The sequence below is a fragment of the Lysobacter sp. ESA13C genome (genome assembly GCF_019970005.1).
In the GTDB taxonomy this organism is placed as follows: Bacteria; Pseudomonadota; Gammaproteobacteria; order Xanthomonadales; family Xanthomonadaceae; genus Lysobacter; species Lysobacter antibioticus_B.
The window spans coordinates 274,236-297,226 of sequence record NZ_JAHXYK010000004.1 but is presented as its reverse complement, the minus strand read 5'-3'; the positions used below and the strand labels follow the sequence as shown (position 1 = coordinate 297,226).

29 protein-coding genes are annotated in these 22,991 nt (G+C 66.7%); 8 read left to right on the top strand and 21 right to left on the bottom strand.

Going from position 1 to position 22,991, the window contains the following annotated elements; all coding sequences use genetic code 11:
* Positions 1-28 precede the first annotated feature (28 nt).
* The 7 genes from LC490_RS10265 to LC490_RS10235 all read right to left on the bottom strand — a co-directional run bounded on the left by LC490_RS10265 (position 29) and on the right by LC490_RS10235 (position 4,561).
* Positions 29-451 (bottom strand): universal stress protein, encoded by a 423-nt coding sequence (locus tag LC490_RS10265; protein ID WP_223620126.1) that lies wholly within the window; start codon positions 449-451, stop codon positions 29-31.
* Positions 452-605: 154 nt separating this feature from the next.
* Positions 606-860 carry a cyd operon YbgE family protein gene (locus tag LC490_RS10260; protein WP_223620125.1) on the bottom strand — a complete coding sequence of 85 codons (255 nt, stop codon included), beginning with the start codon at positions 858-860 and terminating at the stop codon, positions 606-608.
* Positions 860-985, bottom strand: coding sequence for a cytochrome bd-I oxidase subunit CydX (gene cydX / locus LC490_RS10255; protein WP_082559664.1), 126 nt, complete (start codon positions 983-985; stop codon positions 860-862). Before cydX ends, LC490_RS10260 begins: the two co-directional genes overlap by 1 nt.
* A complete protein-coding gene (cydB, locus tag LC490_RS10250; RefSeq protein ID WP_223620229.1) occupies positions 985-2,124 on the bottom strand; it encodes a cytochrome d ubiquinol oxidase subunit II in 1,140 nt (379 codons plus the stop codon). The genes cydX and cydB overlap by 1 nt, the downstream gene beginning before the upstream one ends.
* Positions 2,124-3,701 carry a cytochrome ubiquinol oxidase subunit I gene (locus tag LC490_RS10245; RefSeq protein ID WP_223620124.1) on the bottom strand — a complete coding sequence of 526 codons (1,578 nt, stop codon included), beginning with the start codon at positions 3,699-3,701 and terminating at the stop codon, positions 2,124-2,126. Before LC490_RS10245 ends, cydB begins: the two co-directional genes overlap by 1 nt.
* A gap of 6 nt (positions 3,702-3,707) precedes the next feature.
* Positions 3,708-3,914, bottom strand: coding sequence for a cytochrome oxidase putative small subunit CydP (cydP, locus tag LC490_RS10240; RefSeq protein ID WP_223620123.1), 207 nt, complete (start codon positions 3,912-3,914; stop codon positions 3,708-3,710).
* Positions 3,911-4,561: a BON domain-containing protein gene (locus LC490_RS10235; RefSeq protein ID WP_223620122.1), complete on the bottom strand. Its 651-nt coding sequence runs from the start codon at positions 4,559-4,561 to the stop codon at positions 3,911-3,913. Before LC490_RS10235 ends, cydP begins: the two co-directional genes overlap by 4 nt.
* A gap of 228 nt (positions 4,562-4,789) precedes the next feature.
* Here LC490_RS10235 and LC490_RS10230 point away from each other — a divergent pair, with 228 nt between their 5' ends.
* Entirely contained in the window at positions 4,790-5,626 is an 837-nt protein-coding gene (locus LC490_RS10230) for a universal stress protein (RefSeq protein ID WP_223620121.1), read from the top strand.
* A 17-nt stretch (positions 5,627-5,643) separates the two neighbouring features.
* Complete coding sequence (locus tag LC490_RS10225) at positions 5,644-5,931, top strand: hypothetical protein (protein WP_223620120.1); 288 nt, start codon at positions 5,644-5,646, stop codon at positions 5,929-5,931.
* Positions 5,932-5,977: 46 nt separating this feature from the next.
* Here the strand turns inward: LC490_RS10225 and LC490_RS10220 are convergent, their stop codons facing one another.
* Entirely contained in the window at positions 5,978-6,874 is an 897-nt protein-coding gene (locus LC490_RS10220; RefSeq protein ID WP_223620119.1) for a hypothetical protein, read from the bottom strand.
* A gap of 220 nt (positions 6,875-7,094) precedes the next feature.
* Here LC490_RS10220 and LC490_RS10215 point away from each other — a divergent pair, with 220 nt between their 5' ends.
* Positions 7,095-7,817 carry a helix-turn-helix domain-containing protein gene (locus tag LC490_RS10215; RefSeq protein WP_223620118.1) on the top strand — a complete coding sequence of 241 codons (723 nt, stop codon included), beginning with the start codon at positions 7,095-7,097 and terminating at the stop codon, positions 7,815-7,817.
* Here the strand turns inward: LC490_RS10215 and LC490_RS10210 are convergent.
* Positions 7,811-9,847, bottom strand: a complete 2,037-nt coding sequence (locus LC490_RS10210) for a PAS domain S-box protein (protein ID WP_223620117.1) — start codon at positions 9,845-9,847, stop codon at positions 7,811-7,813. The two genes, LC490_RS10215 and LC490_RS10210, sit on opposite strands and share 7 nt — an antisense overlap.
* Positions 9,844-10,590 carry a response regulator gene (locus LC490_RS10205; RefSeq protein WP_223620116.1) on the bottom strand — a complete coding sequence of 249 codons (747 nt, stop codon included), beginning with the start codon at positions 10,588-10,590 and terminating at the stop codon, positions 9,844-9,846. Before LC490_RS10205 ends, LC490_RS10210 begins: the two co-directional genes overlap by 4 nt.
* 147 nt (positions 10,591-10,737) lie before the next feature.
* On the opposite strand from LC490_RS10205, the gene LC490_RS10200 reads away from it, so the two are divergent.
* Both LC490_RS10200 and LC490_RS10195 read left to right on the top strand, forming a co-directional pair.
* Complete coding sequence (locus LC490_RS10200; RefSeq protein WP_223620115.1) at positions 10,738-11,775, top strand: zinc-dependent alcohol dehydrogenase; 1,038 nt, start codon at positions 10,738-10,740, stop codon at positions 11,773-11,775.
* 30 nt (positions 11,776-11,805) lie between these two features.
* The gene (locus tag LC490_RS10195; protein ID WP_223620114.1) at positions 11,806-13,047 is read left to right on the top strand and encodes a DUF4010 domain-containing protein; all 1,242 of its coding nucleotides are present in this window, start codon (positions 11,806-11,808) and stop codon (positions 13,045-13,047) included.
* 27 nt (positions 13,048-13,074) lie between these two features.
* On the opposite strand, the gene LC490_RS10190 is transcribed toward LC490_RS10195, so the two are convergent.
* Positions 13,075-13,446, bottom strand: a complete 372-nt coding sequence (locus LC490_RS10190) for a low affinity iron permease family protein (protein ID WP_223620113.1) — start codon at positions 13,444-13,446, stop codon at positions 13,075-13,077.
* Between the two features lie 54 nt (positions 13,447-13,500).
* On the bottom strand, positions 13,501-14,055 hold the full coding sequence (locus LC490_RS10185; protein ID WP_223620112.1) for a GNAT family N-acetyltransferase: 555 nt from the start codon (positions 14,053-14,055) through the stop codon (positions 13,501-13,503).
* Positions 14,056-14,218: 163 nt separating this feature from the next.
* On the opposite strand from LC490_RS10185, the gene LC490_RS10180 reads away from it, so the two are divergent.
* Positions 14,219-15,067 carry a universal stress protein gene (locus LC490_RS10180; RefSeq protein ID WP_223620111.1) on the top strand — a complete coding sequence of 283 codons (849 nt, stop codon included), beginning with the start codon at positions 14,219-14,221 and terminating at the stop codon, positions 15,065-15,067.
* Between the two features lie 71 nt (positions 15,068-15,138).
* On the opposite strand, the gene LC490_RS10175 is transcribed toward LC490_RS10180, so the two are convergent.
* The 5 genes from LC490_RS10175 to LC490_RS10155 form a co-directional block, all read right to left on the bottom strand.
* On the bottom strand, positions 15,139-15,408 hold the full coding sequence (locus LC490_RS10175) for a hypothetical protein (protein ID WP_031370821.1): 270 nt from the start codon (positions 15,406-15,408) through the stop codon (positions 15,139-15,141).
* Positions 15,409-15,688: 280 nt separating this feature from the next.
* Positions 15,689-16,075, bottom strand: a complete 387-nt coding sequence (locus LC490_RS10170) for a hypothetical protein (protein WP_031370822.1) — start codon at positions 16,073-16,075, stop codon at positions 15,689-15,691.
* A 246-nt stretch (positions 16,076-16,321) separates the two neighbouring features.
* A complete protein-coding gene (locus LC490_RS10165; protein WP_152566097.1) occupies positions 16,322-16,522 on the bottom strand; it encodes a hypothetical protein in 201 nt (66 codons plus the stop codon).
* Between the two features lie 282 nt (positions 16,523-16,804).
* On the bottom strand, positions 16,805-17,251 hold the full coding sequence (locus tag LC490_RS10160; protein ID WP_223620110.1) for a hypothetical protein: 447 nt from the start codon (positions 17,249-17,251) through the stop codon (positions 16,805-16,807).
* Between the two features lie 299 nt (positions 17,252-17,550).
* A complete protein-coding gene (locus LC490_RS10155; protein WP_223620109.1) occupies positions 17,551-18,021 on the bottom strand; it encodes a GNAT family N-acetyltransferase in 471 nt (156 codons plus the stop codon).
* 248 nt (positions 18,022-18,269) lie between these two features.
* Here LC490_RS10155 and LC490_RS10150 point away from each other — a divergent pair, with 248 nt between their 5' ends.
* Together LC490_RS10150 and LC490_RS10145 are read left to right on the top strand one after the other, a co-directional pair.
* Positions 18,270-18,893, top strand: a complete 624-nt coding sequence (locus tag LC490_RS10150) for an antitoxin Xre/MbcA/ParS toxin-binding domain-containing protein (protein WP_081930626.1) — start codon at positions 18,270-18,272, stop codon at positions 18,891-18,893.
* Between the two features lie 34 nt (positions 18,894-18,927).
* Positions 18,928-19,404 carry an RES family NAD+ phosphorylase gene (locus LC490_RS10145; protein WP_031370827.1) on the top strand — a complete coding sequence of 159 codons (477 nt, stop codon included), beginning with the start codon at positions 18,928-18,930 and terminating at the stop codon, positions 19,402-19,404.
* 127 nt (positions 19,405-19,531) lie between these two features.
* Here the strand turns inward: LC490_RS10145 and LC490_RS10140 are convergent, their stop codons facing one another.
* From LC490_RS10140 to LC490_RS10125, 4 genes are read right to left on the bottom strand one after another with little or no spacing between them, the layout of a single operon-like run.
* Positions 19,532-20,308, bottom strand: a complete 777-nt coding sequence (locus tag LC490_RS10140) for a DUF4166 domain-containing protein (RefSeq protein ID WP_223620108.1) — start codon at positions 20,306-20,308, stop codon at positions 19,532-19,534.
* A complete protein-coding gene (locus LC490_RS10135) occupies positions 20,280-21,791 on the bottom strand; it encodes a TIGR01777 family oxidoreductase (RefSeq protein WP_223620107.1) in 1,512 nt (503 codons plus the stop codon). Before LC490_RS10135 ends, LC490_RS10140 begins: the two co-directional genes overlap by 29 nt.
* A gap of 13 nt (positions 21,792-21,804) precedes the next feature.
* Positions 21,805-22,242, bottom strand: coding sequence for a DUF393 domain-containing protein (locus tag LC490_RS10130; RefSeq protein ID WP_051884494.1), 438 nt, complete (start codon positions 22,240-22,242; stop codon positions 21,805-21,807).
* A 55-nt stretch (positions 22,243-22,297) separates the two neighbouring features.
* The gene (locus LC490_RS10125; protein WP_081930628.1) at positions 22,298-22,975 is read right to left on the bottom strand and encodes a MarR family transcriptional regulator; all 678 of its coding nucleotides are present in this window, start codon (positions 22,973-22,975) and stop codon (positions 22,298-22,300) included.
* Positions 22,976-22,991: the final 16 nt, after the last annotated feature.

Here is a 22,991-nt window from a genome sequence, read left to right as displayed (position 1 = left end):
CTGCAGCGCGAGCGTTGCCGCCGGGCGGTCAGCGCACGATGGTCAATGGCACCGAGCAACTGACCAGCACTTTGCTGGTCACCGAACCGAGAAACAGACTCTTCAGCGCCGAACGGCCGTGCGACCCCATGATCACCAGGTCGCATCGGTTGGCCTTGGCGAACTTGAGAATGGTGGCCGCCGGATCGCCGACCACCAGATGCTCTTCGCAAGCGGCCTTGGCCCGCTTGAGCATGGCCCTGGCCTTTTGGGTCGCCCCTTTGCCGTTGTCGGTGTGGTAACGGGCAGCGCCCTGCAACCCGAGGCTGAGCGCGACGCTGCGCATGAGCGGCTCATCGGCATACAGCAAGTGCATCTCGGGCGGTTCTTTGAGATCGCCCGCGAGTCTTATCGCATGGCGGACCGCGCGCAGCGCGGCGTCGCTGCCATCGACCGCGATCAGGATACGCATAACGTTTCTCCTCGAGGTTTGGATGCCGCCAGGATCCGACCGACGCTCGCCCAGCGTCTTGATCGAGATCAACGCAAGCGCCGGCTGTCGGCCCGGCCGCAGTCGGACAGGCCGGGCCGACCGCCAGCGGCTGGGCCGGGCCGCCGCGGTTCGCCTAGAAACTGCGTGCCCACATCACCGCCAGCCCCGCCATCGCCGGCCACAACAGCAACGGGTGCAGCAACGCCCTCGCCCAAGGCCGCACGGGCCGGTAGCCCACGCCATGGACGAAGCCCGCACAGATCGACAGCATCAGCGGGCTCAGCCAACCGTGCGCAGCCGTCGTCATCTCCCCGCCGCGCATCGCCGGCAGGAATAACAAGCCCAAGGACAGGGCCGATGCCAGCAGCAGCGAGACGGCGCGCGCCATCAGTCGTCCTCCAGCACTTCGCGGCGATCGCGCTCTTCGTCGCTGCGCAACTCGAACCACATGGCGTTGAGCACACCAAAACTGCAGGCCAGCGCAAGGCCCAATATCCAGGCGAAGTACCACATCAGTAGGCGCCTCCGGCGTCGTCTTGCGATTCCACATGGGCGCGCGTCACCGTGCCGCGCATGACCCGGAAAGCCCAGCCGGTGTACGCAAGGATCAGCGGCAGGAAGATCGCCGCGGCGACCAGCATGATGCCGAGCGTGCGTTCGCTCGACGAAGCGTCCCAGACGGTCAGACCGTGCCTCGGATCCGTCGCAGAAGGCATCAGGAACGGAAACATCGCCAGGCCCGCGGTCAGGACGATGCCGGCCACGGCAGTTCCGCTGGCCAGGAAAGCCATCCATCGTTTGCCGACCAGCACCACGGCGATCAATGCCGCCACCGTCGCCACCGGCACCGCGCTCATCCAGGGATTCAGGGCATAGTTCGCGTACCACCCGCCATCGATCATAAGCACGTGCTTGATCAGAGGATCCGACGGCGCATCCACGCGCATGCCGCCGACGATGGCCGGCGCCGGCAGGAAACGCAGCCACACGCCTGCCCCAACGAAGGCCGCCGCGGCCACGGCCGCGGCGATGCGCGCAATCCGCCTGGCGCGGGCGCCGACCGGGTCTTCGACCCGCATGGCAGCGAAACACGCGCCATGCATCACCAGCATGGCCAGGCTGATCAGGCCGGCCAGCAGCGCGAAGGGCCGGAACAGGCCGATGAAGTCGCCGTCGTAGATCGGCAGCAGTTCCGGGGTGAAATGGAACGGCACGCCGAGCAGCAGATTGCCGAACGCGACGCCGAACACCAGCGACGGCACCGCGCCGGCAATGGTCAGCGCCCAGTCCCAGGCTTCGCGCCATCTCGCCTGCGGCAGGCGGTTGCGGAAGGCGAAGCCCACCGGCCGCAGAATCAAGGCCACCAACAGCAGCAGCATGGCGAAATAAAAGGACGAGAACGACGCGGCATACAGCAACGGCCAGGCGGCGAACACGGCGCCGCCGCCGAGAACGAACCAGACTTGGTTGCCTTCCCAGTTGGGCTCGATCGATTCCAGCGCCATGCGCCGCTCGACGTCGTCGCGACCGATCAAACGCAGGATCGCGCCCAGGCCCAGGTCGTAGCCGTCGGTCACGGCAAAGCCGATCAACAGCACGCCGAGCAGCACCCACCAGATCTCGCGCAGTAGCGAGTAGTCGATCAGGTCGATCATGGCGCAGTCCTCAGCGGCAGACGGCGTTCGGCGGCCTCGCGCGACGCCGGCCAGAACCTCAGTTGGTCGGGCCCGGAACGGATCGCCCGCAGCATCAGCATCACGTCGACTACGGCCAGACCTGTATAGAGCACGACGAATCCGACCAAGCTCGCGAGCACTTGCGTGGAGCTGGTCGAGGACACGCCGAGGAAGGTCGGCAGCACACCGTCGATCGCCCATGGCTGGCGGCCGTACTCGGCGACGATCCAGCCCAGTTCGGCCGCGACCCACGGCAGCGGCAGGCTCCACAAGGCCACCCGCAGGAACAGCGGCCGTTCCAGCCGTCCACGCGCCGACAGATAGAAAGCACCAGCGAACAGCGCGATGAAAAAGATGCCCAGGCCGACCATGATCCGGAACGACCAAAACAGCACCGGCACATTCGGTACCGTGCTCCAGGCCGCCCGCTCGATGACGGCCTCGTCGGCCAGCGCCGGATCGGCGACGTAGCGCAGGGTCAACAGGCCGAAGCCCAGATCCTCGCGCAGCGCCAGAAAAGCGGCGGCCTTGGCCGGGTCGTCCCGGTCGGCGCGCAGCTCGCGCAGGGCCGCGTATGCGGCGATGCCACTGCGAATGCGCTGGCGATTGCCCTCGACCAACTCGTGAATTCCGGGAACTTCCTTGTCCAGCGATCGCGTCGCGATCAGGCCCAGCGCCCATGGAATACGCACCGCGTGCGCGGTCTCGCGGCGCTCCATATCGGGCAAGCCGAACACCGTGAATGCGGCCGGCGCCGGATGAGTCCTCCATTCCGCCTCGATCGCTGCGACTTTCATCTTCTGGTTTTCGGAAGCCGTGTACCCGCTTTCGTCGCCGAGCACCGCCACCGACAACGACGCGGCCAAGCCGAAGCTGGCGGCCACCACCATCGAACGGCGCGCGATCTCGACGTTGCGCCCCCGCAGCAGATACCAGGCGCTGATCGACAGGACGAACATCGCGCCGGTCACATAGCCGGCGCTGACGGTATGCACGAACTTGGCCTGGGCAACCGGATTGAACACCACCGCGGCGAAGTCGGTGATCTCCATACGCATGGTCTGGAAATTGAACTCCGACCCGACCGGGTTCTGCATCCATCCGTTGGCGATCAGTATCCACAAGGCCGAGAGGTTGGCGCCCAGCGCGGTCAGCCAGGTGACGGTCAGGTGCTGCAACTTGCCAAGTCGGTCCCAGCCGAAGAAGAACAGGCCGACGAAGGTGCTTTCCAGGAAGAAGGCCATCAGGCCCTCTATCGCAAGCGGCGCGCCGAATATGTCGCCGACGTAGTGCGAGTAATAGGCCCAGTTGGTGCCGAACTGAAACTCCATGGTGATGCCGGTGGCGACGCCCATGGCGAAGTTGATGCCGAACAACATGCCCCAGAAGCGGGTCATCTGCTTCCAGATCACCCGATCGGTCATTACGTACACGCTTTCCATGATCGCGATGATCAGGGCCAAACCGATGGTCAGCGGCACGAACAGGAAGTGGTACAGCGCGGTCAGCGCGAATTGCAATCGGGACAGATCGACGACGTGTAAGTCCGGCATGGCGGTTCACCTAGTGGGTAACAGGCGTTGGTCGACCGCGGCATCGTCGATATGCGGGCGGTGCGACGGCGAGAAAAACAGCAGATACAGCACGACCAACAGCGCCAGCTTCGCCGCGATGGTCGCGGCGATGCGGCGCAGCAGCGTGCGCGTGGGCCGCGACGGCGCCTGCGGCCCGTGCACGGATGCCCGCGGCGGGCCGGACTCGGTCACCGCACGCGCACTCGGTTGTCTACGTCCTTGACTCCGGCGACCAGCCAGGCCGCGTCTTCGACGGTGTTGCGCGCCTGCCAATCCTCGACCTTGCCCTTGAGGGTCACCTTGCCGGTCTCGTCGACGTCGACGCGTATGTTCGAGGCTTGCACGTCGGCGCGCCGGTGCATCGCGTCCTTGATCGAACGTTTGACGTCCTGCTTGCAGGAGATGCTACGGATCGCGATCTTGTTGTCGATATTGATGACACCGGCGAGGCAACGCAGGTCGTTCTCAATCTCGCTGCGCTGGAACTGCCAATCGACGGTGCCGGTCAAAGTCAGGCAGCCCTGGTCGACGGCCACCTTGACCGCGCCCCTGGGCAGAGTGGTATCCCACTCCAGCACGTCGGCGGCGCGCTTGGCCAGCACCTCGTCGGAAACATGCGAATCGGGCGGGCTGCGCACTTCGAGGTCGAGCACCACCCCGCGCACGCCCTTGACCCGCTCGACCGCCTCGGCAACCGCGATCTTGTCGGCGAGACTGTGGACATGCCCGGTCAACTTGACGATGCGTTCGTCGACGCTCACTCCGATGCCCGATGCGTCGACCCGCGGGTCGAAAGCCAATTCTTCCAGGACGTATTTGCGCAACCGCTCGCTGTTCATGGGCGACTCCGGATAAAACCCGAGGCCATTACGCCCAAGCCGGCGACCGGCCGGCTTGATCCAGATCAAGTGCCTGCCGCATCGCCGCAGTCCGGCCTGCACGGCCTATGCGGGTTATCCAGGTGTCACGCCGCGCGTCCCGACGCCGAGCGTTGACCCAGATCAATACGCGCGCTCTGCGCCGGATTGGAATGAGGGCGACGCCGATCGCGGCTGCGGAGAATGCTCATGTACAAGGACCTGATGATCCCGATGACCGGCAGCGACGGCGACGCCGATGCGTTGACCTTGGCCATGGCGCTGGCGAAATCGAGCGACGCCCACCTGACGGCGCTGGAAATGGTCGACTTGCCCATGCCGATGACCCATCCTTGGGGGCTGACGCCCGACGCGGCAACCGCCGATCTCCACGCGGTCTTGCGAGAACGCGGCCAACTCAACCTCGCGAAGCTCAAACTGCGGCTGGCGTCCGAATGCGCTTCGGCGGAAGCCCTGCTGATGGAAGCCCTGTACTCCGAGGCGCCTCGCTTGGCCGCCAAGCAGGCCTACGACGCCGACCTCACGATCGTCGCTGGCGCCGTCGGCGATACGGTCGAGTCGATCGTGCCGCACGACTATTTCGTCGCCCTCCTGCTCGAATCCGGGCGGCCGGTACTGGTGGTTCCGCCGCGCTGCGTCCTAACCGTGCCGCCGCGCCGCGTGGTGATCGCCTGGCAACCTACCCGCGAAACCACGCGCGCCGTCCACGATGCACTGCCACTGTTGGCGGCCGCCGAAACCGTGGAGGTGCTGACGGTGGAAACCGACGATGGCCAGGATATCGAGCCGTCCGCACGCCGGATCGTCGAGCATCTGGGACGCCATGGAATCAGGGCTTCGCGCCTCGCACGGCCGGCCCTCGGGCAGACCGTCGCCACCGCGCTGCTGTATTACTCGCGCGAAATGCGTGCGGATCTGCTGGTAGCGGGCGGTTACGGGCATTCGCGCTTGCGCGAGTGGGCGCTGGGCGGCGTCACGCGCGAGTTGCTGATCGCGTCCGACCTTCCCGTTCTGTTCGGGCACTGACATGGCCGGCCTTGCGGGTGTCCACCGCCCGTCCTTCTCAGGCGTCCGCCATGCATCGCGTTGATCCGCCTTCTTCGGAATCCGCCGATCTCGAAGCGGCGCTGCGGCTCCAGTTACGATGGATCGAAGACGATGTCGCGGCCACCCTGCTCGGCCCCGAAACCGCTCCGGCCGCGGCGCCGGCGCCGGTGGACGCAGTCGAGCAGCGTCCATCCGCCGCCGCGGCACCGGACGAACGCACTGTGCTTGCGCGCCTGCGCCATCGATCGGCCGCATTGCTACGGAAATTGTGGCGAAGGTTCTGACGCCCCTCCCGCGGCGTGTCCCGCAGCATCCGCGCGGAACCTTCGCTCAGCCGACGGCCTGGACCGCCCCACGGGCTCCTGTCGATACGCAGACCGGCGCGTCGATCCACGGCTGGACGGCAGCGCGAATCGCACGCGCGGCCAGTTGCAGCCCCGATCCTTCGCGTTCCAGTGCGGTCGTCTCCGCAGTCCGTGCCGGTTCCAATGCATCGCTCGCACCGTTGGCCAGGCAGGCCAGTTCCGGGTGCGACTCGACCCGGGTCAGGGATTCATAGCGCAGGTTTCGCGCTGCCGCTTCCGCCAGCGACGCCGGCAAGCCCCGATACATCCATAGCCCGGCAAGCCCGACGCCGCCGGCTGGGCTGCCGCGCTCCTCGGCCAATTGCAGCGCGCCGTGCAGGCAGCCGAACGCCAGACTCCGCGCGATCGCTTGCGCTACGGCGGGAGAGCGGCCCGAGGTGTACGCCAGACCGAGACGGTCCAGTGCATCGCCGACCCCTATCATGCCGATGCAGAGCCGCAGCGGCTGATCGTCGCCGGGGCCATAGGCCATCGCCGCATCGTCGAGCATGCGCACCGCCAGGGCGGCGGCCGCACCGAAGCGCTTGTGATCGAAACGGGCCTGGCGCGTGTGCGGATCGGAGACGAAGACCCCTGCGTTGACCACCGCCTGCGGTTCGTTCAAAGGCGGAACCGGCGTGTCGGTGCCTGCGTAGCGCAGCAGCCGAGGGTCCGGCAGTATCTGCCAACTTCCGAACGCGAACGCGTAACGGCTGCACCAGTAAGCGCCGCCATTGCCTTCGGTCGCGGCGAGCGCCTGGGCGACCCTTTGCCAGGTCGCATCGATGGTCCGATCGCATAGCCGATCGCCGCTGCGCCAGCGGAAGCGGCTGTCCCAGAGGTCGACCGCATGCGGGTCGGTGAATCGCGTGAGAAGGGTCAAGGCGGTTCCTGACGGCTCGATGCCGGATGGTCTGCGCTGTCACTGTGCCCTCGCCGGGCAGCTCCGCCTTGACCGGGATCAAGCTTGCCGCTTCGCCGCGCTCGCGAATCGCCGGGACGGAAAGGGGCTGTTACAAAACGTTACCGGCGGTTACCGGTTTGGAATCGTCCGGCACGCCGGCATGGCTAGCCTTGCCTCAACCCCGTCGCGGAATGCCGCCATGTTGCTCGATACCCTCCAACGCTCAGAGCCGTCCAGCGAGACCTGCTTCGGCGCATCCTCGAGCGGACGCGCCCACGAGACCCACAGCCTGGAGCGGTTGTTGCAGGCTTGGCCCTTGCAGCGCCGCCGGGTCTGCGCGAAACAGTACGTATTCCGCGCGGGACAAGCCCGGCACGCCCTGTATCTGGTGCATGCCGGCTTCTTCAAGACCGCCGTGGTCAGCGAAGACGGTCGCGAGAAGATCACCGGATTCCGCATGCGCGGCGACCTGCTCGGCCTGGATGCCCTGGACATGCCGACCTACGCCTGCGACGTCATGGCGCTGGACACCGGGGAGCTCTGGGAGTTGCCGTATGCCCGGCTGCGCGACGAACTGCCGCAATTCCAGGAACGCGTCACCGCGCTGCTCGCCGGCGAGATCCGTCGCGACTGGAGCTGGATGCTGACCCTGGGCACGCTCGGCGCCGAGCAACGCGTCGTTACCTTCCTGTTCGACCTGGCCTCGCGCCTCGAACTATTGGGGTTCAGCCCGAACCGCCTGCAACTGCGCATGACGCGCGCCGAACTCGGTAATTTCCTGTCGCTGACCCTGGAAACCGTCACCCGCGTGCTTTCGCGGCTGCAGGCCCGGGGCCTGATCGGCGTCGCCGGGCGGGAGATTTGCATCAAGAACCGTAACGGCCTGCAGAGCGTACTGCGCAACGACACGGCCTATCACTGAGGCGCGGCACGCTCATCGGCCAGCGGATCCAGCGCCCGCGCGACCGCCGCGGCCAATTGCTCGCGCCGGTAAGGCTTTCGCAGCAACTCGAAGGCTTCCGCCGTCGTCGCTGGCTCGGCGGCAGCGTCGGTTTCGTAGCCCGAGGTCAGCAATATCGGCAACCGCGGCCGCAACCCCCGCGCGGCGATGGCCAGTTCCTTGCCGTTCATGCCTTCGCCGAGCATGACATCGCTGAACAACAACGCGATCGATTCGTCGTCCGACAAGTGCTGCAGCGCAGCTTCGGCGCTTGCGACCGCCAGCACCCGATAGCCGGAAGAACGCAGGAACGCCACTGCGATATTGCGCACCGCCCCGTCGTCCTCGACGACCAGCACGGTCTCTCCCTTGCCTTGGGCGCGGGTCGCCGCGACCGTCGAGGCGGCCGCAGCGAGCGCCTTTGCGGCCGGAAGAAACAACGCCACGCGAGTGCCGTAGCCCAGGGTGCTGTCGATGCGCAGATGACCGCCGCTCTGCTTGGCGAAACCGTAGGCCATGCTGAGTCCCAGCCCGCTGCCCCGCCCGGCTTCCTTGGTGGTGAAGAACGGCTCCATCGCGCGGGCCAGGATTTCCGGCGCCATGCCGCGCCCGGTATCGGTCACGCTGATGCGCACATAGCGGCCGGCAGCGAGTTCTCCGTCGCCGGCATGATCCCCGACCTGGTGCACGCCTGCCTCGACGGTGATCTCGCCGCCGCGCGGCATGGCGTCGCGAGCATTCAGGGACAGGTTGACCAGCGCCGCGTCCAGTTGGGTCGGATCGACGTAGGCCGGCGGCAGATCGTCCTCGCAACGCACGTACAGGCGCACGCTGTCGCCCAGAGTGCGTTGCAACATCGTTTCGACGTCGCGCAGCAGCGCCGGCACGGCGACGGCTTGCGGCATCAGTCGCTGCCGACGCGCAAAAGCCAACAACTTTCCGGTGAGTTCCGCGCCCCGGCCTACCGAACGCAAGGCGCTGGCGATCAGCTCGCTGGCCTCCGGCTTCTGCTCGCACTCCATCTCCAGCAGTTGCAGGCTGCCGGACAAGACCGTCAACAGGTTGTTGAAATCGTGAGCGATGCCTCCGGTCAGCTGACCGATCGCGTCGAGCCGTTGCGAATGGGCCAATTGTTCTTCGGTACGCCGCCGTTGCACGAAAGCCGCGATCAGGTTGGCCACCGATTGCAGCAAGTGCAGCGCGTCGTGGTCGAAGTGGCGCGGCTGCGACGACACCACCAGCAGCGCGCCCATCGGACGCCCGCGGTCCGACAGCGGCAGCAAGGCCGCGCTGCCCGAGCCCGCCGCGACCAGCGGAAAGCGGCCGCCGGCATCGTCGGCGAGGTCCTCGACGACCAGAGTCTCGCCCTCGGCTATGCGTGCGAGCAGCGCTTCGCGGTCGAAACCGATCGGCGAGCGCGAAGCCGCGGCGGCTTCATCGAGCCCGATCGAGGCCCGTGTCGCTACGCTCTGACGATCGTCGGCGACGAACACGACCGCGACCACCGGGGTATCGAGCGCGGCCGCCAACAGCGCCGGGACGTGGTCGACCACTGCGGACTCGTCCTGAGCCTCGAGCGCAAGTTGGCCGATTCGCGCGGCCAGCGCATCGTAGCGGGCGCGTACCAGGGCCTGGCGGGCCCGTTGCGTCTCGGAGATGTCGCGCACCGATGCCAAGTAACGCGGCCCCTGGCCGCTGTCGATCGGACTGAGCGCGATCTCCACCGGAAACTGCGCACCGTCGAGCCGCTGACCGATCAGGCTCTGACCGGTCACCCCCATCGGTCGTACGTGCGGTTGCCTCATGTAACGCGCACGGTGATCGCGATGGCGATCGCGCGCGGACGCAGGAATGAGCTGCTCGATGGCGACCTGTTCCAGGTCGCCTTGTGGATACCCGAACAGGCGCTCGGCCTGCGCGTTGGCCTGCACGATCCGCCCGTCGCCGTCGACGACGATGAGCGCGTCCGGAACGGCTTCGAATAAGCCCGGAAACAGCGTGCTTTCGCTCATGCGTTGCGAACCTCGGCCGCGAACAGATAGCCGGCCCCACGCACCGAGCGTATCAATCGCGGCTCGGCGGGATCGTGTTCGATCTTGCGCCGCAGCCGGCCGATGCTCACATCGATGCTGCGGTCGAACGGGCCGGCCTGCCGACCGTGCACTCGGGTCATGAGCTCGTCGCGGCTGAGCACCTGCCGGGGTCTTTCCAGCAATGCCTTGAGCAACTCGAATTCGCCGGTCGTCAAAACCACCTCGGCCCCGGCGGCATCGGTCAGGCGTCTTGCCCCCAGATCCAGGCGAAACCCTTCGAAAGCCAGTCCGGCGGCTGTCGCCATCGCTGACGCCCGGGTGGTGGAGCGGCGCAACACCGACCTGGTTCGCGCCAGCAGCTCGCGCAGGTCGAACGGCTTGGTCACATAGTCGTCGGCACCGAGTTCCAGCCCCACGACGCGTTCGACCGCCTCGCCGCGCCCGGTGATCACGATGACCGGCCCTCGCCACTCGGTCTGCAGGTGCCGTAGAAGCGACAGGCCGTCCTCGTCCGGAAGCCCCAGATCCAGCAAGATCAGCTCGACCGTCTCCGAAACGATCAACGCACGCGCCCGGGCCGCGCTCGAAGCACCGATCACCCGATAACCGTTCGCGCCGAAGTATCGCGACAACAAGGCGACGATGTCGGCATCGTCGTCGATTATCAGCAGCCTGGGCAGGGGACCCGCCGAGGAGGTCGCGCCCTTCGCTTCCGATGGCATGGCGGTCGTTGGACTCGTAGGAAACGTGGAAAGAATGGGCCGATCCGGCGGCGCCCGCAAGCTCGGTCGGCGTCGATTGATCTATATCAAGGCATCCATGGCGCGCCTGGCCCAAAGTCGAGAACGACTCAGTCCGAGGGACGTTCGATGGACGGTACGATGCGAGCGGCGGTCGCGCACCGCCTGGGCGTTCCGCTGACGGTCGATCGCCTGCCCATTCCCACGCCCGGTCCCGGCGAGATTCTCGTCAGGATCCGCGCAAGCGGCGTCTGCCACACCGATCTGCACGCGGTGCAGGGCGATTGGCCGGTCAAGCCCGCGCTGCCTTTCATTCCCGGGCACGAAGGCGCGGGCACGGTCGCCGAGGTCGGGGCCGGAGTAAAGCACCTGCGTCCGGGCGATTCCGTCGGCATCGCCTGGCTGCACCACGCCTGCGGCCGCTGCGAGTACTGCATCACCGGCTGGGAAACGCTGTGCGAGCTTCAGCGCAACAGCGGCTATAGCATCAACGGCACCTTCAGCGAGTACGCGATCGCCGATGCGGCGTACGTCGCGGCCCTGCCCCACCGCTGCGACTTCGTCGGTCTGGCCCCCATTCTTTGCGCCGGCGTCACCAGCTACAAGGGCATTCGCGAGACCGAGGCGCGTCCAGGAGAGTGGATCGTCATTTCCGGCATCGGCGGTCTGGGCCATCTGGCGATCCAGTATGCCCAAGCGATGGGCCTGCACGTGGCCGCGATCGACGTGCGCGAAAGCAAGCTCGAACTGGCGCGTTCGCTCGGCGCCGAGATCGTCGTCAACGCCAACGATCTCGGCGCGCTGGAAGACGTACGCCGAGGCACCGGCGGCGGAGCGCAAGGCGTGCTGGTCACCGCCGTTTCGCCCAGCGCCTTCGCCCAGGCGCTCGGCATGGTTCGGCGCAAGGGCACGATCAGCATGGTGGGGCTTCCGCCCGGAGAGTTCGCGACCCCGATCTTCGATGTGGTGCTCAAGCGCGTCACCCTGCGCGGCTCGATCGTCGGCAACCGCCAGGACCTGGCCGAGGCGATCGCGATAGCGGCCAGCGGCAAGGTCGAGGCCATGGTCGAGCCCTATCCGCTGGATCAGGTCAACGCCGTACTCGACCGCCTGCGGGTCGGCGAAATCGAAGGGCGTGCCGTGTTGGATATGAGCCTGGTAGCCTGACGTGGCGTCTTGGCTTACAAGTCTGTCGCGATGAACCTTTTCTCGCCCGAGATCAATGGCTTGGTCGTCGCTCTGGGCATCGGCTTGCTGGTCGGCCTTGAGCGCGAGCGTGCCAAGGGCGGCGGTCCGCTGCGCGAGCCCGCCGGCATCCGCAGTTTTATCCTGTGCAGCTTGGCCGGAGCGGTCGCCTCGAGTCTCGGAGGCATGGCGTTGTTGGTCGCAGGCGCGTTCCTGGGCGCGCTGGTCACCGCCGCCTACCTGAGCACGCGCGATCACGACCCGGGGCTCACTACGGAAATCGCGCTGCTGGCCACCCTGCTGCTCGGCGCCCTATCGATGCGGTCGCCGGCCACGGCCGCTGCGTTGGGCGTTATCGTCGCGGTCGTGTTGGCCAGCCGACAGCGCCTGCACCGCTTCAGCAAACACGTATTGACCCGGCAGGAATTGCACGATCTGCTGCTCCTGGCGGCGGCGGCCTTCGTGGTCCTGCCGCTGCTTCCGGATCGGAGCATCGATCCCTGGGGTTCGCTCAACCCGCGCAGGCTGTGGATTCTGGCAGTCGCCGTGATGGCCATCGGCTCGGCAGGCTATATCGCCTTGCGGTTGTTCGGGGCCAGACTGGGTTTATCGATCGCCGGGTTGGCCGGCGGCTTCGTTTCGAGCACAGCGACTATCGCCGTAATGGCCGATCGCGCTCGCGCGACGCCGGAGCTAGCCCCCACCGCCGCCGGCGCGGCGCTGATGTCCAATGTCGCCACGGTCGTGCAGTTGGCGGTCGTGATCGGAGCCTTGTCGCCCGCGATGCTCCATTGGGCTACGCCGGCCCTGGTGGCGGCGGGCATCGTCGTGGCCGCGGCGGCGTGGCTATCGGCCGCATCGTCGCCGTCGACAGCGGCTCCGGTGCGAAAACCGATTTCCAAGCGGCCGTTCGAACCGCTGGCGGCGCTGCGCTTCGTCTTCCTGCTCGCCGCGATCATGCTGGGCGCCGCCATCGCCCAGGCGTATCTCGGCGCAGCCAGCCTGCCCTGGGTATTGACCGCCTCCGGATTGGCCGACGTGCACGCCGCCGCAGCGTCGGCCGCTCAGTCGATGACGCGTCTGCCTGGCGATGCCGCTTTGGCGCAAGCGGGGCTGATCGGCGCATTCGTCGCGAACTCGACGGTGAAATGCCTGGTCGCCGCGATCAAAGGCGGCCGACGCTTCGCACTGCGGCTGATCCCGGGCATCGTCGCGATGACGACTGCCTTTGCGTTGGCCGCTCACCTGGCCTGAAGCGCGGGCACCGGCTCGATCGCCCCGTCACGGCTGGCGCGCTTGCCGGGCCAGCAGTTCGTAACGCTGCCGGTAGAGATCCAGAGTTGCCTCGTCCAACTCCTCCAAGTCCATCAATCCGTTGCTGGCCGCTTCGGTGACGCGGATCAATTCGTCGAGCTTGATCTGAATCGCCTCGGTGTCGCGACTCTGGGTGTTCTGGATGAGAAAGACCATCAAGAAGGTGATCACGGTGGTGGCGGTGTTGATGACCAACTGCCAGGTATCGCTGAAATGAAACAAGGGGCCGGTCACCAACCACGCCAGGATGATCGCGACGGCTGCCGTGAATGCCAACGGCCGTCCGGCGAAGCGCGCCGACAGCTTTGAAAACCGGTCGAATGCAGGTATCCAGCCCATGACGTCCGCCTCGCACTCTTCGCTTCTTGGAAAACGCCGCCCGGCTCGATCCGGTCACAAATACAGTTCATGGATCACTTGACTGACATTGTCGGGATCGATTCGCACATGGAAACCGAGATAGATCGCGAGATCGCGCATTTGGACGTTCTCGGCCAGATCGATCGAGGACATGCGGCGGATGCCGCGCTGCCGCGCAATCTCGATCAGATGCTTCATCAACGCACTGCCCAACCCCTTGTTCTGCCAGTCGTCGAGCACCGTGACGGCGCATTCGCAACTGTTTCCGTCGGCCAAGGCACTGTAACGGCTGACGCCGACGATACGCTCCGCGCTGCCGTCCGGCACCGCCGCGACGAACGCCACTTCGCTCGCCGGGTCGATATCGACGAGCCGATCGATGAGCTGCTCTCCCGGGCACTTGATCTGACCGAGAAAACGGAAGCATCTGGCTTCGGAAGAAAGTGCTTCCAGAAAGTTCCGTTCGGCGGTTCTATCCTGCGGCGCGATCGGCCGTATCAGCACTTGGCTGCGGTCGCGCAGCGTCTGCGACCAGCGACCGGACAGCGCCGGCAACGAAGCGGAGAAAGGGGTGGATGACGTATTCACGGAGAGCTCCTGCGACCGGTTCGTACCGCACGTTAGCTCTCCGACGGCCGGGCCCATTGACCTGGATCAAGCACGAAACGGCTATCGGCCACCAATTTGACCGACATCAACACCGCCAGGACCGAGGCAATCAGGATGAACACGGCGAAACGGAGACGGCAGCATGTTCAAGGACATACTGGTTCCCTTATTGATGGGCGACATCCCCTGCCCGGCTCTGCGTGCGGCCTGCGCTTTGGCATCTACGTGCGACGGCCAGGTAACCGCCTTGGTGGGCGTCAGCCAGATCGCTCCGGTCGCGCAGGCCTGGAAGCACTATCCACCGGGGATCTATCGGAACATGCGCGAGTGCGCCATGGCCACCACCCAGGCCATGGCCGACGCTGCGCGACGCTGGATGGTCTGCGCACAGGTGCATTTCGAAATAAGCCAGTCGCAGGAGTTCTGGTGCACGCCGGGCGAAATCTGCATCGGACCGGCGCGCCGGTCCGATCTCATCGTCCTAGGGACCATCGACGGCGACGAACGCGAAGCGCGGCAGCGCCTGCTGTCCGAGATATTGCTGGGATCCGGGCGGCCGGTGCTGATCATCCCGCCGTCCGCCCCGCCCCCGACCAGCTCCGGCAAGACCAGTTCCGGCAAGGCGGTGATCGCTTGGAAATCCTCGCGCGAATCCGCGCGGGCGCTGCACGACGCGCTGCCGTGGTTACGGCAGATGCGCTCGGTCGATCTGTTGATGGTCGACGAAGAGCACGAGGCCTCGAATCGTCATTGCCTCGATGCTTTGATGATCGGCCATCTCGAGAACAACGGTATTCAAGCGCGCCTGGTCAGGCGCCGGGCATCGGCCGGCCAAGTCGGCGCCGTCGTTGCGGCGCACGCCGTGGAAGCTCAGGCGGATTTGCTGGTGGCCGGAGGTTACAGCCGGTCTCGGTTACTGGAACAAGTACTCGGAGGCACTACCCGCTACCTCACCGAATACGCGCCGGTGCCGACTCTGCTTTCTCATTGAGCGCGGCGCGGGTTGTTCCTGCGACCGGACCGCGCCCATGGGATCGGCAGCCAGAGCACCGAGGCGCCGGCTCAGAACACCTCTCGGATATCGGTGATCTTGCCCTCGGTGATCGTGATCAGCACGCTCTTGCCGGTCAGGTAATACTCGAAACGTTCGGCAATGGTCGCGCCGTATTTGTTCTGGATGGGGACGATGCGATCGGGCTTGCCGGCGACGTGCTGGAGGGTGCCGACGGTGTCGCCGACGTTGATCAATTTGTTGCCGAACGATACCGACTGAGCCCAGGCCGGCATGGCCAGAGTGGTGGCCAGGGCCAGGGCGATGACGAGACTGCGCATGGGAACTCCGTTTCGCGTGGGGGAACCGCCGACCGCGCGTGGCTTGTCGTCGGCCGGCGATGATGGAGGCTCGACGCCCGCGTTACAGCTAAGGCGACCAGGCCGGTAATCGCCGTTAACGTAATGCCGGATGGCGGGTCGGCGATGTGATGGCGTTCGCGGTGTTACATGCCGCTACGTCCAATCGACACATACGGCCAATCGGCAAGCAATAACAAGCCTGCTCCCCGCGAGCGAGGAGGTTCTTCGCCGGTACGGATGGCCCGAATCCGGCTCCGGATCAGCGCTTGCGTCGCGCCAGACGCCGGTGGTTGGCCGACACCGTGCGCGCGACCGGCGCCAGCCCGGCCGAGAGGATGCGTTCGCCGCTCTGGGCGCCGCGCACCCACCAGTCGGCCGGCGACGGCATCGACCAAGGCGTCCAGGCGCCGCTCATGAGGTTGGACCAGGCGTCGTAGTACGCCTCCCACAACGCCCCCGACATCGCCCACGAGCCTTGCAGAGCGGCCGTCCACTTTTCCTCGAGCATGCGCTGCCACTCGCGTTGGTCGAGGACCGAAGGATCGGCGCCGGCCGCGGCGAAACGCATCAGGCGCTCGGCGATGACGAAGGGTGCGGAATACGCGACGCTGGACAATTGCGTGGTCGAATGCGCGCGGCGTGTCATGGCTCATCCCATCGGATCGGAAAAATCCAGTCTGACAGGGCCGTGCGTTGCCCACGTGACGAGGCATCGCATTGCAGCGACCAAGCCACTGGCTGAACGATTAAGCCGACATCGCGGCATCCCTGTTTTGCATAGGCAAAAAAAACAGGCCCGCCATTGCCGGCGAGCCAAGAGGAGAGACGAGATGAGACATGAGATGAGAGATACGGAGATGAAAGGCTGCGCAGATAAGGAAGGCGCGGATGCTTAGGCGGCAGGCCACCCCGGCTCGTCGGAGCCGTCCACGCGATTGAACAGATGGTCGACGCGCTGGAAGAAATCGGAGATGTTCTCGAACACCTCGTGACGCAGCACCAGGCCGCCGGCCTCGCGAACGAAGTACTTGAACACCCAGCCGTTGTCGGCGCGCTCGAATTCGCCGGTCTTTTCCGCAGGGGTCGGGGTCATGTCGATCTCCATGAAATGCCGGCATCCGTCCCTGCCGGCAGGGTGTAGGCGTTGCGCCCGATGCATTATCGCAAGCCGCACTCGCACCGCCTGAGATGGCCGAAAACGCGAAAACCCCGGCGCGGGCCGGGGTTTCGGGGTCGTTGAACCAGTGTTGGCGAGGAGTGGATGCGGAACTCATCACCGGTCGGTGTTCAAGCTTGCGGCCGCGTCATCGCACGATGCCGTATGCGGTTCGCATCGCCTGCGGCCGCTTCGGCCCAGGCCACGCCGCGCGCCGGATCAACGCACCAAACGACCGCGGAACGCCGGCACCAAGGCCCCTTCGGCCAACTTGCCGTTCGGCTTCCAGACCACGGTCTGGGCCGGAAAGGATTTGTCTTTCGCATAGGCTGCGACCTTGCCGGCGAGCAACTTGACCGCGCCGCGGGCGCCGGGATTCCAGGCGAACACGCCTTCGCGGCCGTACCAGACCACCGGCGTCTGCGAGTCCAGGCGTCGGTCCGGGCACAGGGCGTAGTTGCGTTGCTCGATCACCCGCAATGCCGCGACGGGAATGCTTCTGATGCCGGGTCCGCTGCGTTCCGGCGAATGGTCGGGACACACGCGCGAGGCGCGCGCGATGGCTTCGTCGTAGACCTGGCGGTCGCCCGGGGCCGCCTGCGCCACGGACGCCGCGGCCAAGGCCCATCCGAAGCAAGTGGCGAAGATCTGCGCTTGGCGGTTCATGGAAACTCCTTACGTTTAACGATTGCGTTGACGCGTTTCGAGCGACGGCCCAGCCGGCCATGCAGAGCATAGCAACCGTAAATGGCTCTTCGATGCAGTACCAATGGCGGATGGACTCCATCGCAAACCAACGCGGAACGGCGGCGATGCAGGCCCTGCGAGCGGCTGGAAACACCGTTCGTCGACCGCCGCCGACGCTACCGGAAGCCTCGGGCCGGGCATGTGAAATCCGCGCTCCTCGCACGCCGGCCGCTGCCTTTCCGGCGTTCGCTCAGCCGGGAAAACGGCTTGCCATCAATTTACGGCGTAGCCGTCTCAAGGCCTGCGCCCACGCCCGCGTTTGCGCCGGGCGCGTAGATATCCGGTACGTACCGCTCCATGAAGGTCTGCGGGTAGCGCGGCGCGGTGAAGCCGTAGCGGGCGTAAAGCCCGTGCGCATCGCCGGTCGCCAGGGTGAAACGGCGCAGCCCCTGCAACTGCGGATGCGCCAGCACCGCCTCCATCATCTGCTTGCTGAAACCGCGGCCGCGGCATTCGGGCAACACGAACACGTCGACCAGGTTGGCGAAGGTGGCGTAGTCCGACACGACGCGTGCGAACGCGACCTGGCGGTCGCCGAGGAAGCCGCCGAAACACAGCGAGTGGGCGATGGATTTCTCGACCAGGGCCAGCGGGATGCCCTGGGCCCAGGTGCTGTGCTTGGACAAAAACCGATGCACGAAGCCGATGTCGATATGCTCGCGTTCAGAGGTGATGCGTAGTTCGTTCATTCCCCAGTCTCGATGGATGGCCGATCGCGGCGGCAAGCCGATCCATCCGCGACGATGGATCGCTGCCCATGAACCGGTAATTTTGCCGCCGATCGCCGGCGCACGCATCCGCCTGCGTTCGCGGCCGATCCGGGGCGCCGGACCGGAACGCCGGTCGGCCCCGGACAGGCTCGGGCGGGCCAGGCGCCACTTGTGATGGCCGTCCAGTTTTGTGCTAGAGTGAGTCCCGATCCAGACAGAGCCCCGCCATGAGCAAAGCCGCCAAGAAGCCCTCGCCGGCCAAGCCGCTCGCCAAGTCGGCGGGGCGCGCGCAGTCCAGCGTGCACGAAAGCAAGCTCGGCCTGCAGGAATCGCAGGCCTACCCCGCCTCCCAACGCCAGCGCGGCCTGTCGGTCAAGGAGCCGCCGCTGGACGTCCACGGCGCCCCCGCCACGCTCAAGGGCTATGTCAGTTATCTGCGCTCGGCCACGCCTCTGCAGCGCGTAGCGGCCGAACGCCAGGGCGTGCCGGCCCAGGTCGTCAAGCACATGGCCGCGAGCATGGAGTTGCCGGCAGTGCGCATGTTCAACATCCTCGGCATCGCCAAGGCCACCGCCGAAAGCAAGGCCGCACAACAGGCGCGCATCGCCGGCGCCAGCGGCCAGGCCGCGCTCGGCATCATGCGCTTGCTCGGCATCACCGAGGCCATCGTCGACGCGAGCACCGCCGAAGGCGCGCGCGGCTTCGATTCGGCCAAGTGGCTGGGGCGCTGGATCGAGCAGCCGCAGCCCGCGCTCGGCGGCCGCAAGCCGGCCGACCTGCTCGACACGCCGACCGGCTTCGACGTCGTCGCGCGTTTGCTCGGCTCGCTCGAAAGCGGCTCTTACCAGTGACGTCCGGCGCAGCCGCAAGGACGAGGCCGGCCTCATGAAACTCTGGCGCATCGCCACCGAAACCCGCGCTTATCGCGCCGACGATCTCAGCGGCGCCGGCGCGGCCGCGCGTCCGGGGCGTTGGAACGACGACGGCCAGCGCGTGCTCTACACCGCCACCTCGCTGGCGCTGGCGGCGCTGGAAACCGCGGCCTATGTCGACGCGCACGGCCTGCCCTTGAATCGGCACGTGGTGTCGATCGAGGTGCCGGCGGCGGTATGGAAGGCGCGCCTGCAACTGTCGCCGCAAGAACTGCCCGGCGCCTGGGACGCGGTGCCCGCCGGCATGGCCAGCGTGCGCGTGGGTTCGCAATGGCTGGCCAGCCAGGCCTCGGCGATTTTGCTGGTGCCGTCGGTGATCGTGCCGGAGGAATACAACGCCCTGATCAATCCCGAACATCGCGACGCCAAGAAGCTGCGCGCGACCACGGGCCGGCGCTTCCACTACAACGTGTTGTTCCGGGTGGCCTGAGCCGCAGCGACGCAGTGTGGCGCCGCATCGCGCGGCGCCCTCGCCCAACCCGCGCCAGGCCGTCCATGGCCCCTGCGCCGTCCTTGTCGGCGCTTCCTTGCGCCCCTCCCCGCGTCTCCTTCGCCGGTCAGACCCGCGCCGCTTCCATGCGCTCGAAGGTTCCGTCCTGATGGAACAGCGGTCCGAACCACGGGTGCACGACATCGATCGTGACTTCGAAATGCGCTGCATCGAGGTCTCTATGCACAAGAACGAAGCGGCCCGGCCAGAGCGGCCGCGGCAACGGCAAACGCAGGCCGCGCCAGTGCAGGAAAAACCCCTGATCGACGAACACCAGCCGGTTCGGCAGCACCTCCAGGCGCACGCGCATGCCCAGGCCGCCGCCGAAATGCTCGAGTAATTCGCCGTTTTCGCCCAGGACCATACGCGAGCGGAAACTGAACACCTCGTCGATGAAGTGATAGGTGCGGGTCTTGATCCAGCCCAGGCCGCTGCGCAAAGGCTGCACGTCGAAACGGAACGGCACTTCGTCGGCGTTCTGGTGCGGCAGCACGCGCGCATAGCGGATCGCACGCGCGAACAGGCCGCCCAGGCGCGTGCAGCGCACCTGGTGCATGTTGCCGACGTACTCGGCCTGGGCCTCGCCGTCGCCGAGGGTGAAGCGCGCTTGGATATGCGGATGCAGCAGCTTCCAGCGCGCTCCGAGCGCAGCCCGCAGCAAGGCGGCGAGATCGCTCGATGCCTCGGGTAAACGCGTTTCGCCGCGCGAACCGGCAAGACCGCGGTCGCTCGCCGCAGCGGCGCTCACCGAAGCTGCAGTGGCTTGCGGCTTCGAAGGCAGCGGGCCGGTACCGGCCGAATCGAGATCGGTGGGCTTAAAACAAGCCGGATTCAACAGTTCCATGTTGGTCCCCTGGGTGTTCGTCACCCGAATGAGTAGAACGGCAAGCGCGGTCGCTACCGGCGCTCAGTGCGCCGTCGAGATCGGGATGCAGGAAGCGGTAGCGCTGATCGAGCAAGCGACGCGGTTCGACCTTCGGGCCGTCGAGCAGCATTGTCGACATCTCGCCGAGCGCGAGCCGCAGCGGCCAGGCCGGCATCCGCAGAAAGGCCGGCCGATGCAGGCTGTGCGCCAATGCGCGGGTGAAATCGGCCTGGCTGCAGCCGCCCGGCGCGACCAGGTTGTAAGGACCGCGGATACCGGCATGTTCGACGGCTTGTTCGACGAAACGCAGCACGTCGTCCAGATGCACCCAGGCGAACCACTGTTTGCCGTCGCCGAGCACCGCGCCGGCGCCGAGCGAGGCCGACAACGACAGCATCGGCAACACGCCGCCGCTGCGATGCAGGACCAGGCCCAGGCGCATCGTGGTCAGGCGCACGCCCCACTCGCTGACCGGCGCGGCGGCGCGTTCCCATTCGCAGCACAACTCGCTGGCGAAATCGCCGGCCTGCGCCGCGGGCTCGCGCAGTTCCGGGCCGCTGCGCGCATGCGCGCCGTACACGCCGATCGCGCTGGCCTGCAGCCACAGCGCCGGCTTGCGTTGTGAACGCTCGCACCAGGCGCGCAAGGCATGGGTCGTATCGATGCGGCTCGCGCGCAACGCACGCTTGCGCGCCGGCGACCAGCGCGGGCCGACCACCGGTGCGCCGGCGAGATTCACCACCACGTCGATGGCCTCGTCGTCGCGCAATTCGGCGGTGTCGGCGATGCAGCGCACGCGGCCGCCGAAACGCAAGGCGGCACGTCGCGGATCGCGGCTGAGCACGGTCACGCGATGGCCGCCGGCGATCAAACCTTCGACGAGAGCGGTGCCGATGAAGCCGGTGCCGCCGCTGATCAAAAAACCGGTCTGCGGCTGCCCGGCGAGCAAGGCGCGCGGCGCCGGTTCGGCGGCATTGACGCCTGCGGCGAGTCCGTCGCGCAGCGCCGATACGCCGATGCCGAGCGCCGCCGCGGTCAGCGCCCACGACGCCCAACCGTGCGAGACCGGCAGCAAGGCGCTCGGCGCGCTCCAGTCCTGTGCGGTCGCCAGGGCATACACGGCGAACATCGCGCCGCCGTTGACGGCGAGGATGGTGTGCAGCACGCGCTCGGTCGGCGGCAGCAGGCGCGTCGCGTCCTCGACGACGAAATCCCACAAGGTGATGGCGACTTCCACCAGCACCAGCGCCCACACCAGCGCCAGCCACAGGCCTTGCGGATGCAGCCAGGCGAACACCAGGAACAACGCGCCGTAGATGAAGGCGCGCGCCGAATGCAGTTTCAGTTCGAGCGCGGCGCTGCGGCGATTGGCGAGTTTTTCCATCAGTTCGTGATGGGCGACGGTGTCGATCGCGCCCAGCACGACCTGGATCAGCAACAAGGCGATGAAGACACGTTCCATGATCGCGCTCCGCTCAGAAGTGGGTCGGGCAATGCTCGTTGTCGCAGCGCGGCGCAGGCTCGTGCCCGGCTTCGCGATAACCGAGCCAGCGCGACACGCGGTGCCGGTTCGGTGCGATCCAGCGGTAAGCGCGCGCAGCCATGCGTCCCGCTCCCGGCACGCGCAGCGGCCAGGTCAGCCAGCCGAGGCCGACCGCGCGATAGGCCTCGGCGATGCCGGGCACGCCGATCCGCCATTCGCCGTTCGGCAGTCGCACGTGCAGGGCATTGCGCAGCGCTTCGAGTTCGAAACCCCATTGCGCGGCGTCGAACTCCGGCGCGGCGATGTCGACCAATTGCAGGCGGCCGCGGCGGTCGTGGGCCTTGAGCCGGTGCATCTCGGTGCGGCACAGCGGACAGGCGTGGTCGTACAGGGCGATGACGGCGTGCGGGACGGGATCGTGCTTGCTCATGGCCTGCTCCTACAGTTATTTCGGTAATTAGAGAAATTACTGGGCAAAAAAACGCTCAGGACGGGTCGTCTCCGGCGCGCGCGCGGCCGGCTTCGGGCTGACGCGTTTCGGGGTGGCCTGCTTCGGGATCTGCTTCGGAGGCGGCGCCCGCTTCGGGATAAGGCTCGACCGGCGGAGCTTGGGGCGGCGGCAGCGGCTTGACCGGGCCGCGCACGTATTGCTGGATGCGCGCGCCCATCTTGAGCAGCTTGATCAGGGTCTTGGGGTCGAGCCGGTTCATCTCGTCGATCCAGCTGGTGCCGGTCTCCATGAAGTCCAGCACCTCGCGCATGCGCTCCAGGGTGCGCTGGTCGCGCGGATCGGCCGGGTGGCTGGCGCTGTCGAGCACCGAGCTGCGCAGCATGCTCAGGGTCGGCTCGATCTCGCGCCGGCGCCGCTCCTGGACCACGGCGCGGAAGATGTCCCAAACGTCCTTGTAGGTCTCGAAGTGGTCGCGGCGGTCGCCAAGCACGTGGGTGACCCGGGCCAGGTTCCAGCCCTGCAGTTCCTTGAGGCTGGTGCTGACGTTGGAACGCGCCAGGCTGAGGGTTTCGCAGATCTCGTCGGCGGTGATCGCGCGCTCGGACAGGAACAGCAGCGCGTGGATCTGGGCGACGGTGCGGTTGACGCCCCAGCGGCTGCCCATCTCACCCCAGTGGAGGATGAATTTCTCTTGGAGCGGGCTGAGCTGCATAGGTTTTCTCTTATTT

Excerpts from the sequence above, each read along its gene's own strand:
- LC490_RS10265 (WP_223620126.1), bottom strand. The coding sequence starts at position 451 with ATGCGTATCCTGATCGCGGTCGATGGCAGCGACGCCGCGCTGCGCGCG.
- LC490_RS10260 (WP_223620125.1), bottom strand. The coding sequence starts at position 860 with ATGGCGCGCGCCGTCTCGCTGCTGCTGGCATCGGCCCTGTCCTTGGGC.
- cydX (WP_082559664.1), bottom strand. The coding sequence starts at position 985 with ATGTGGTACTTCGCCTGGATATTGGGCCTTGCGCTGGCCTGCAGTTTT.
- LC490_RS10245 (WP_223620124.1), bottom strand. The coding sequence starts at position 3,701 with ATGCCGGACTTACACGTCGTCGATCTGTCCCGATTGCAATTCGCGCTG.
- LC490_RS10235 (WP_223620122.1), bottom strand. The coding sequence starts at position 4,561 with ATGAACAGCGAGCGGTTGCGCAAATACGTCCTGGAAGAATTGGCTTTC.
- LC490_RS10230 (WP_223620121.1), top strand. The coding sequence starts at position 4,790 with ATGTACAAGGACCTGATGATCCCGATGACCGGCAGCGACGGCGACGCC.
- LC490_RS10215 (WP_223620118.1), top strand. The coding sequence starts at position 7,095 with ATGTTGCTCGATACCCTCCAACGCTCAGAGCCGTCCAGCGAGACCTGC.
- LC490_RS10210 (WP_223620117.1), bottom strand. The coding sequence starts at position 9,847 with ATGAGCGAAAGCACGCTGTTTCCGGGCTTATTCGAAGCCGTTCCGGAC.
- LC490_RS10205 (WP_223620116.1), bottom strand. The coding sequence starts at position 10,590 with ATGCCATCGGAAGCGAAGGGCGCGACCTCCTCGGCGGGTCCCCTGCCC.
- LC490_RS10200 (WP_223620115.1), top strand. The coding sequence starts at position 10,738 with ATGGACGGTACGATGCGAGCGGCGGTCGCGCACCGCCTGGGCGTTCCG.
- LC490_RS10195 (WP_223620114.1), top strand. The coding sequence starts at position 11,806 with ATGAACCTTTTCTCGCCCGAGATCAATGGCTTGGTCGTCGCTCTGGGC.
- LC490_RS10190 (WP_223620113.1), bottom strand. The coding sequence starts at position 13,446 with ATGGGCTGGATACCTGCATTCGACCGGTTTTCAAAGCTGTCGGCGCGC.
- LC490_RS10180 (WP_223620111.1), top strand. The coding sequence starts at position 14,219 with ATGTTCAAGGACATACTGGTTCCCTTATTGATGGGCGACATCCCCTGC.
- LC490_RS10175 (WP_031370821.1), bottom strand. The coding sequence starts at position 15,408 with ATGCGCAGTCTCGTCATCGCCCTGGCCCTGGCCACCACTCTGGCCATG.
- LC490_RS10170 (WP_031370822.1), bottom strand. The coding sequence starts at position 16,075 with ATGACACGCCGCGCGCATTCGACCACGCAATTGTCCAGCGTCGCGTAT.
- LC490_RS10165 (WP_152566097.1), bottom strand. The coding sequence starts at position 16,522 with ATGACCCCGACCCCTGCGGAAAAGACCGGCGAATTCGAGCGCGCCGAC.
- LC490_RS10160 (WP_223620110.1), bottom strand. The coding sequence starts at position 17,251 with ATGAACCGCCAAGCGCAGATCTTCGCCACTTGCTTCGGATGGGCCTTG.
- LC490_RS10155 (WP_223620109.1), bottom strand. The coding sequence starts at position 18,021 with ATGAACGAACTACGCATCACCTCTGAACGCGAGCATATCGACATCGGC.
- LC490_RS10150 (WP_081930626.1), top strand. The coding sequence starts at position 18,270 with ATGAGCAAAGCCGCCAAGAAGCCCTCGCCGGCCAAGCCGCTCGCCAAG.
- LC490_RS10145 (WP_031370827.1), top strand. The coding sequence starts at position 18,928 with ATGAAACTCTGGCGCATCGCCACCGAAACCCGCGCTTATCGCGCCGAC.
- LC490_RS10140 (WP_223620108.1), bottom strand. The coding sequence starts at position 20,308 with ATGGAACTGTTGAATCCGGCTTGTTTTAAGCCCACCGATCTCGATTCG.
- LC490_RS10135 (WP_223620107.1), bottom strand. The coding sequence starts at position 21,791 with ATGGAACGTGTCTTCATCGCCTTGTTGCTGATCCAGGTCGTGCTGGGC.
- LC490_RS10130 (WP_051884494.1), bottom strand. The coding sequence starts at position 22,242 with ATGAGCAAGCACGATCCCGTCCCGCACGCCGTCATCGCCCTGTACGAC.
- LC490_RS10125 (WP_081930628.1), bottom strand. The coding sequence starts at position 22,975 with ATGCAGCTCAGCCCGCTCCAAGAGAAATTCATCCTCCACTGGGGTGAG.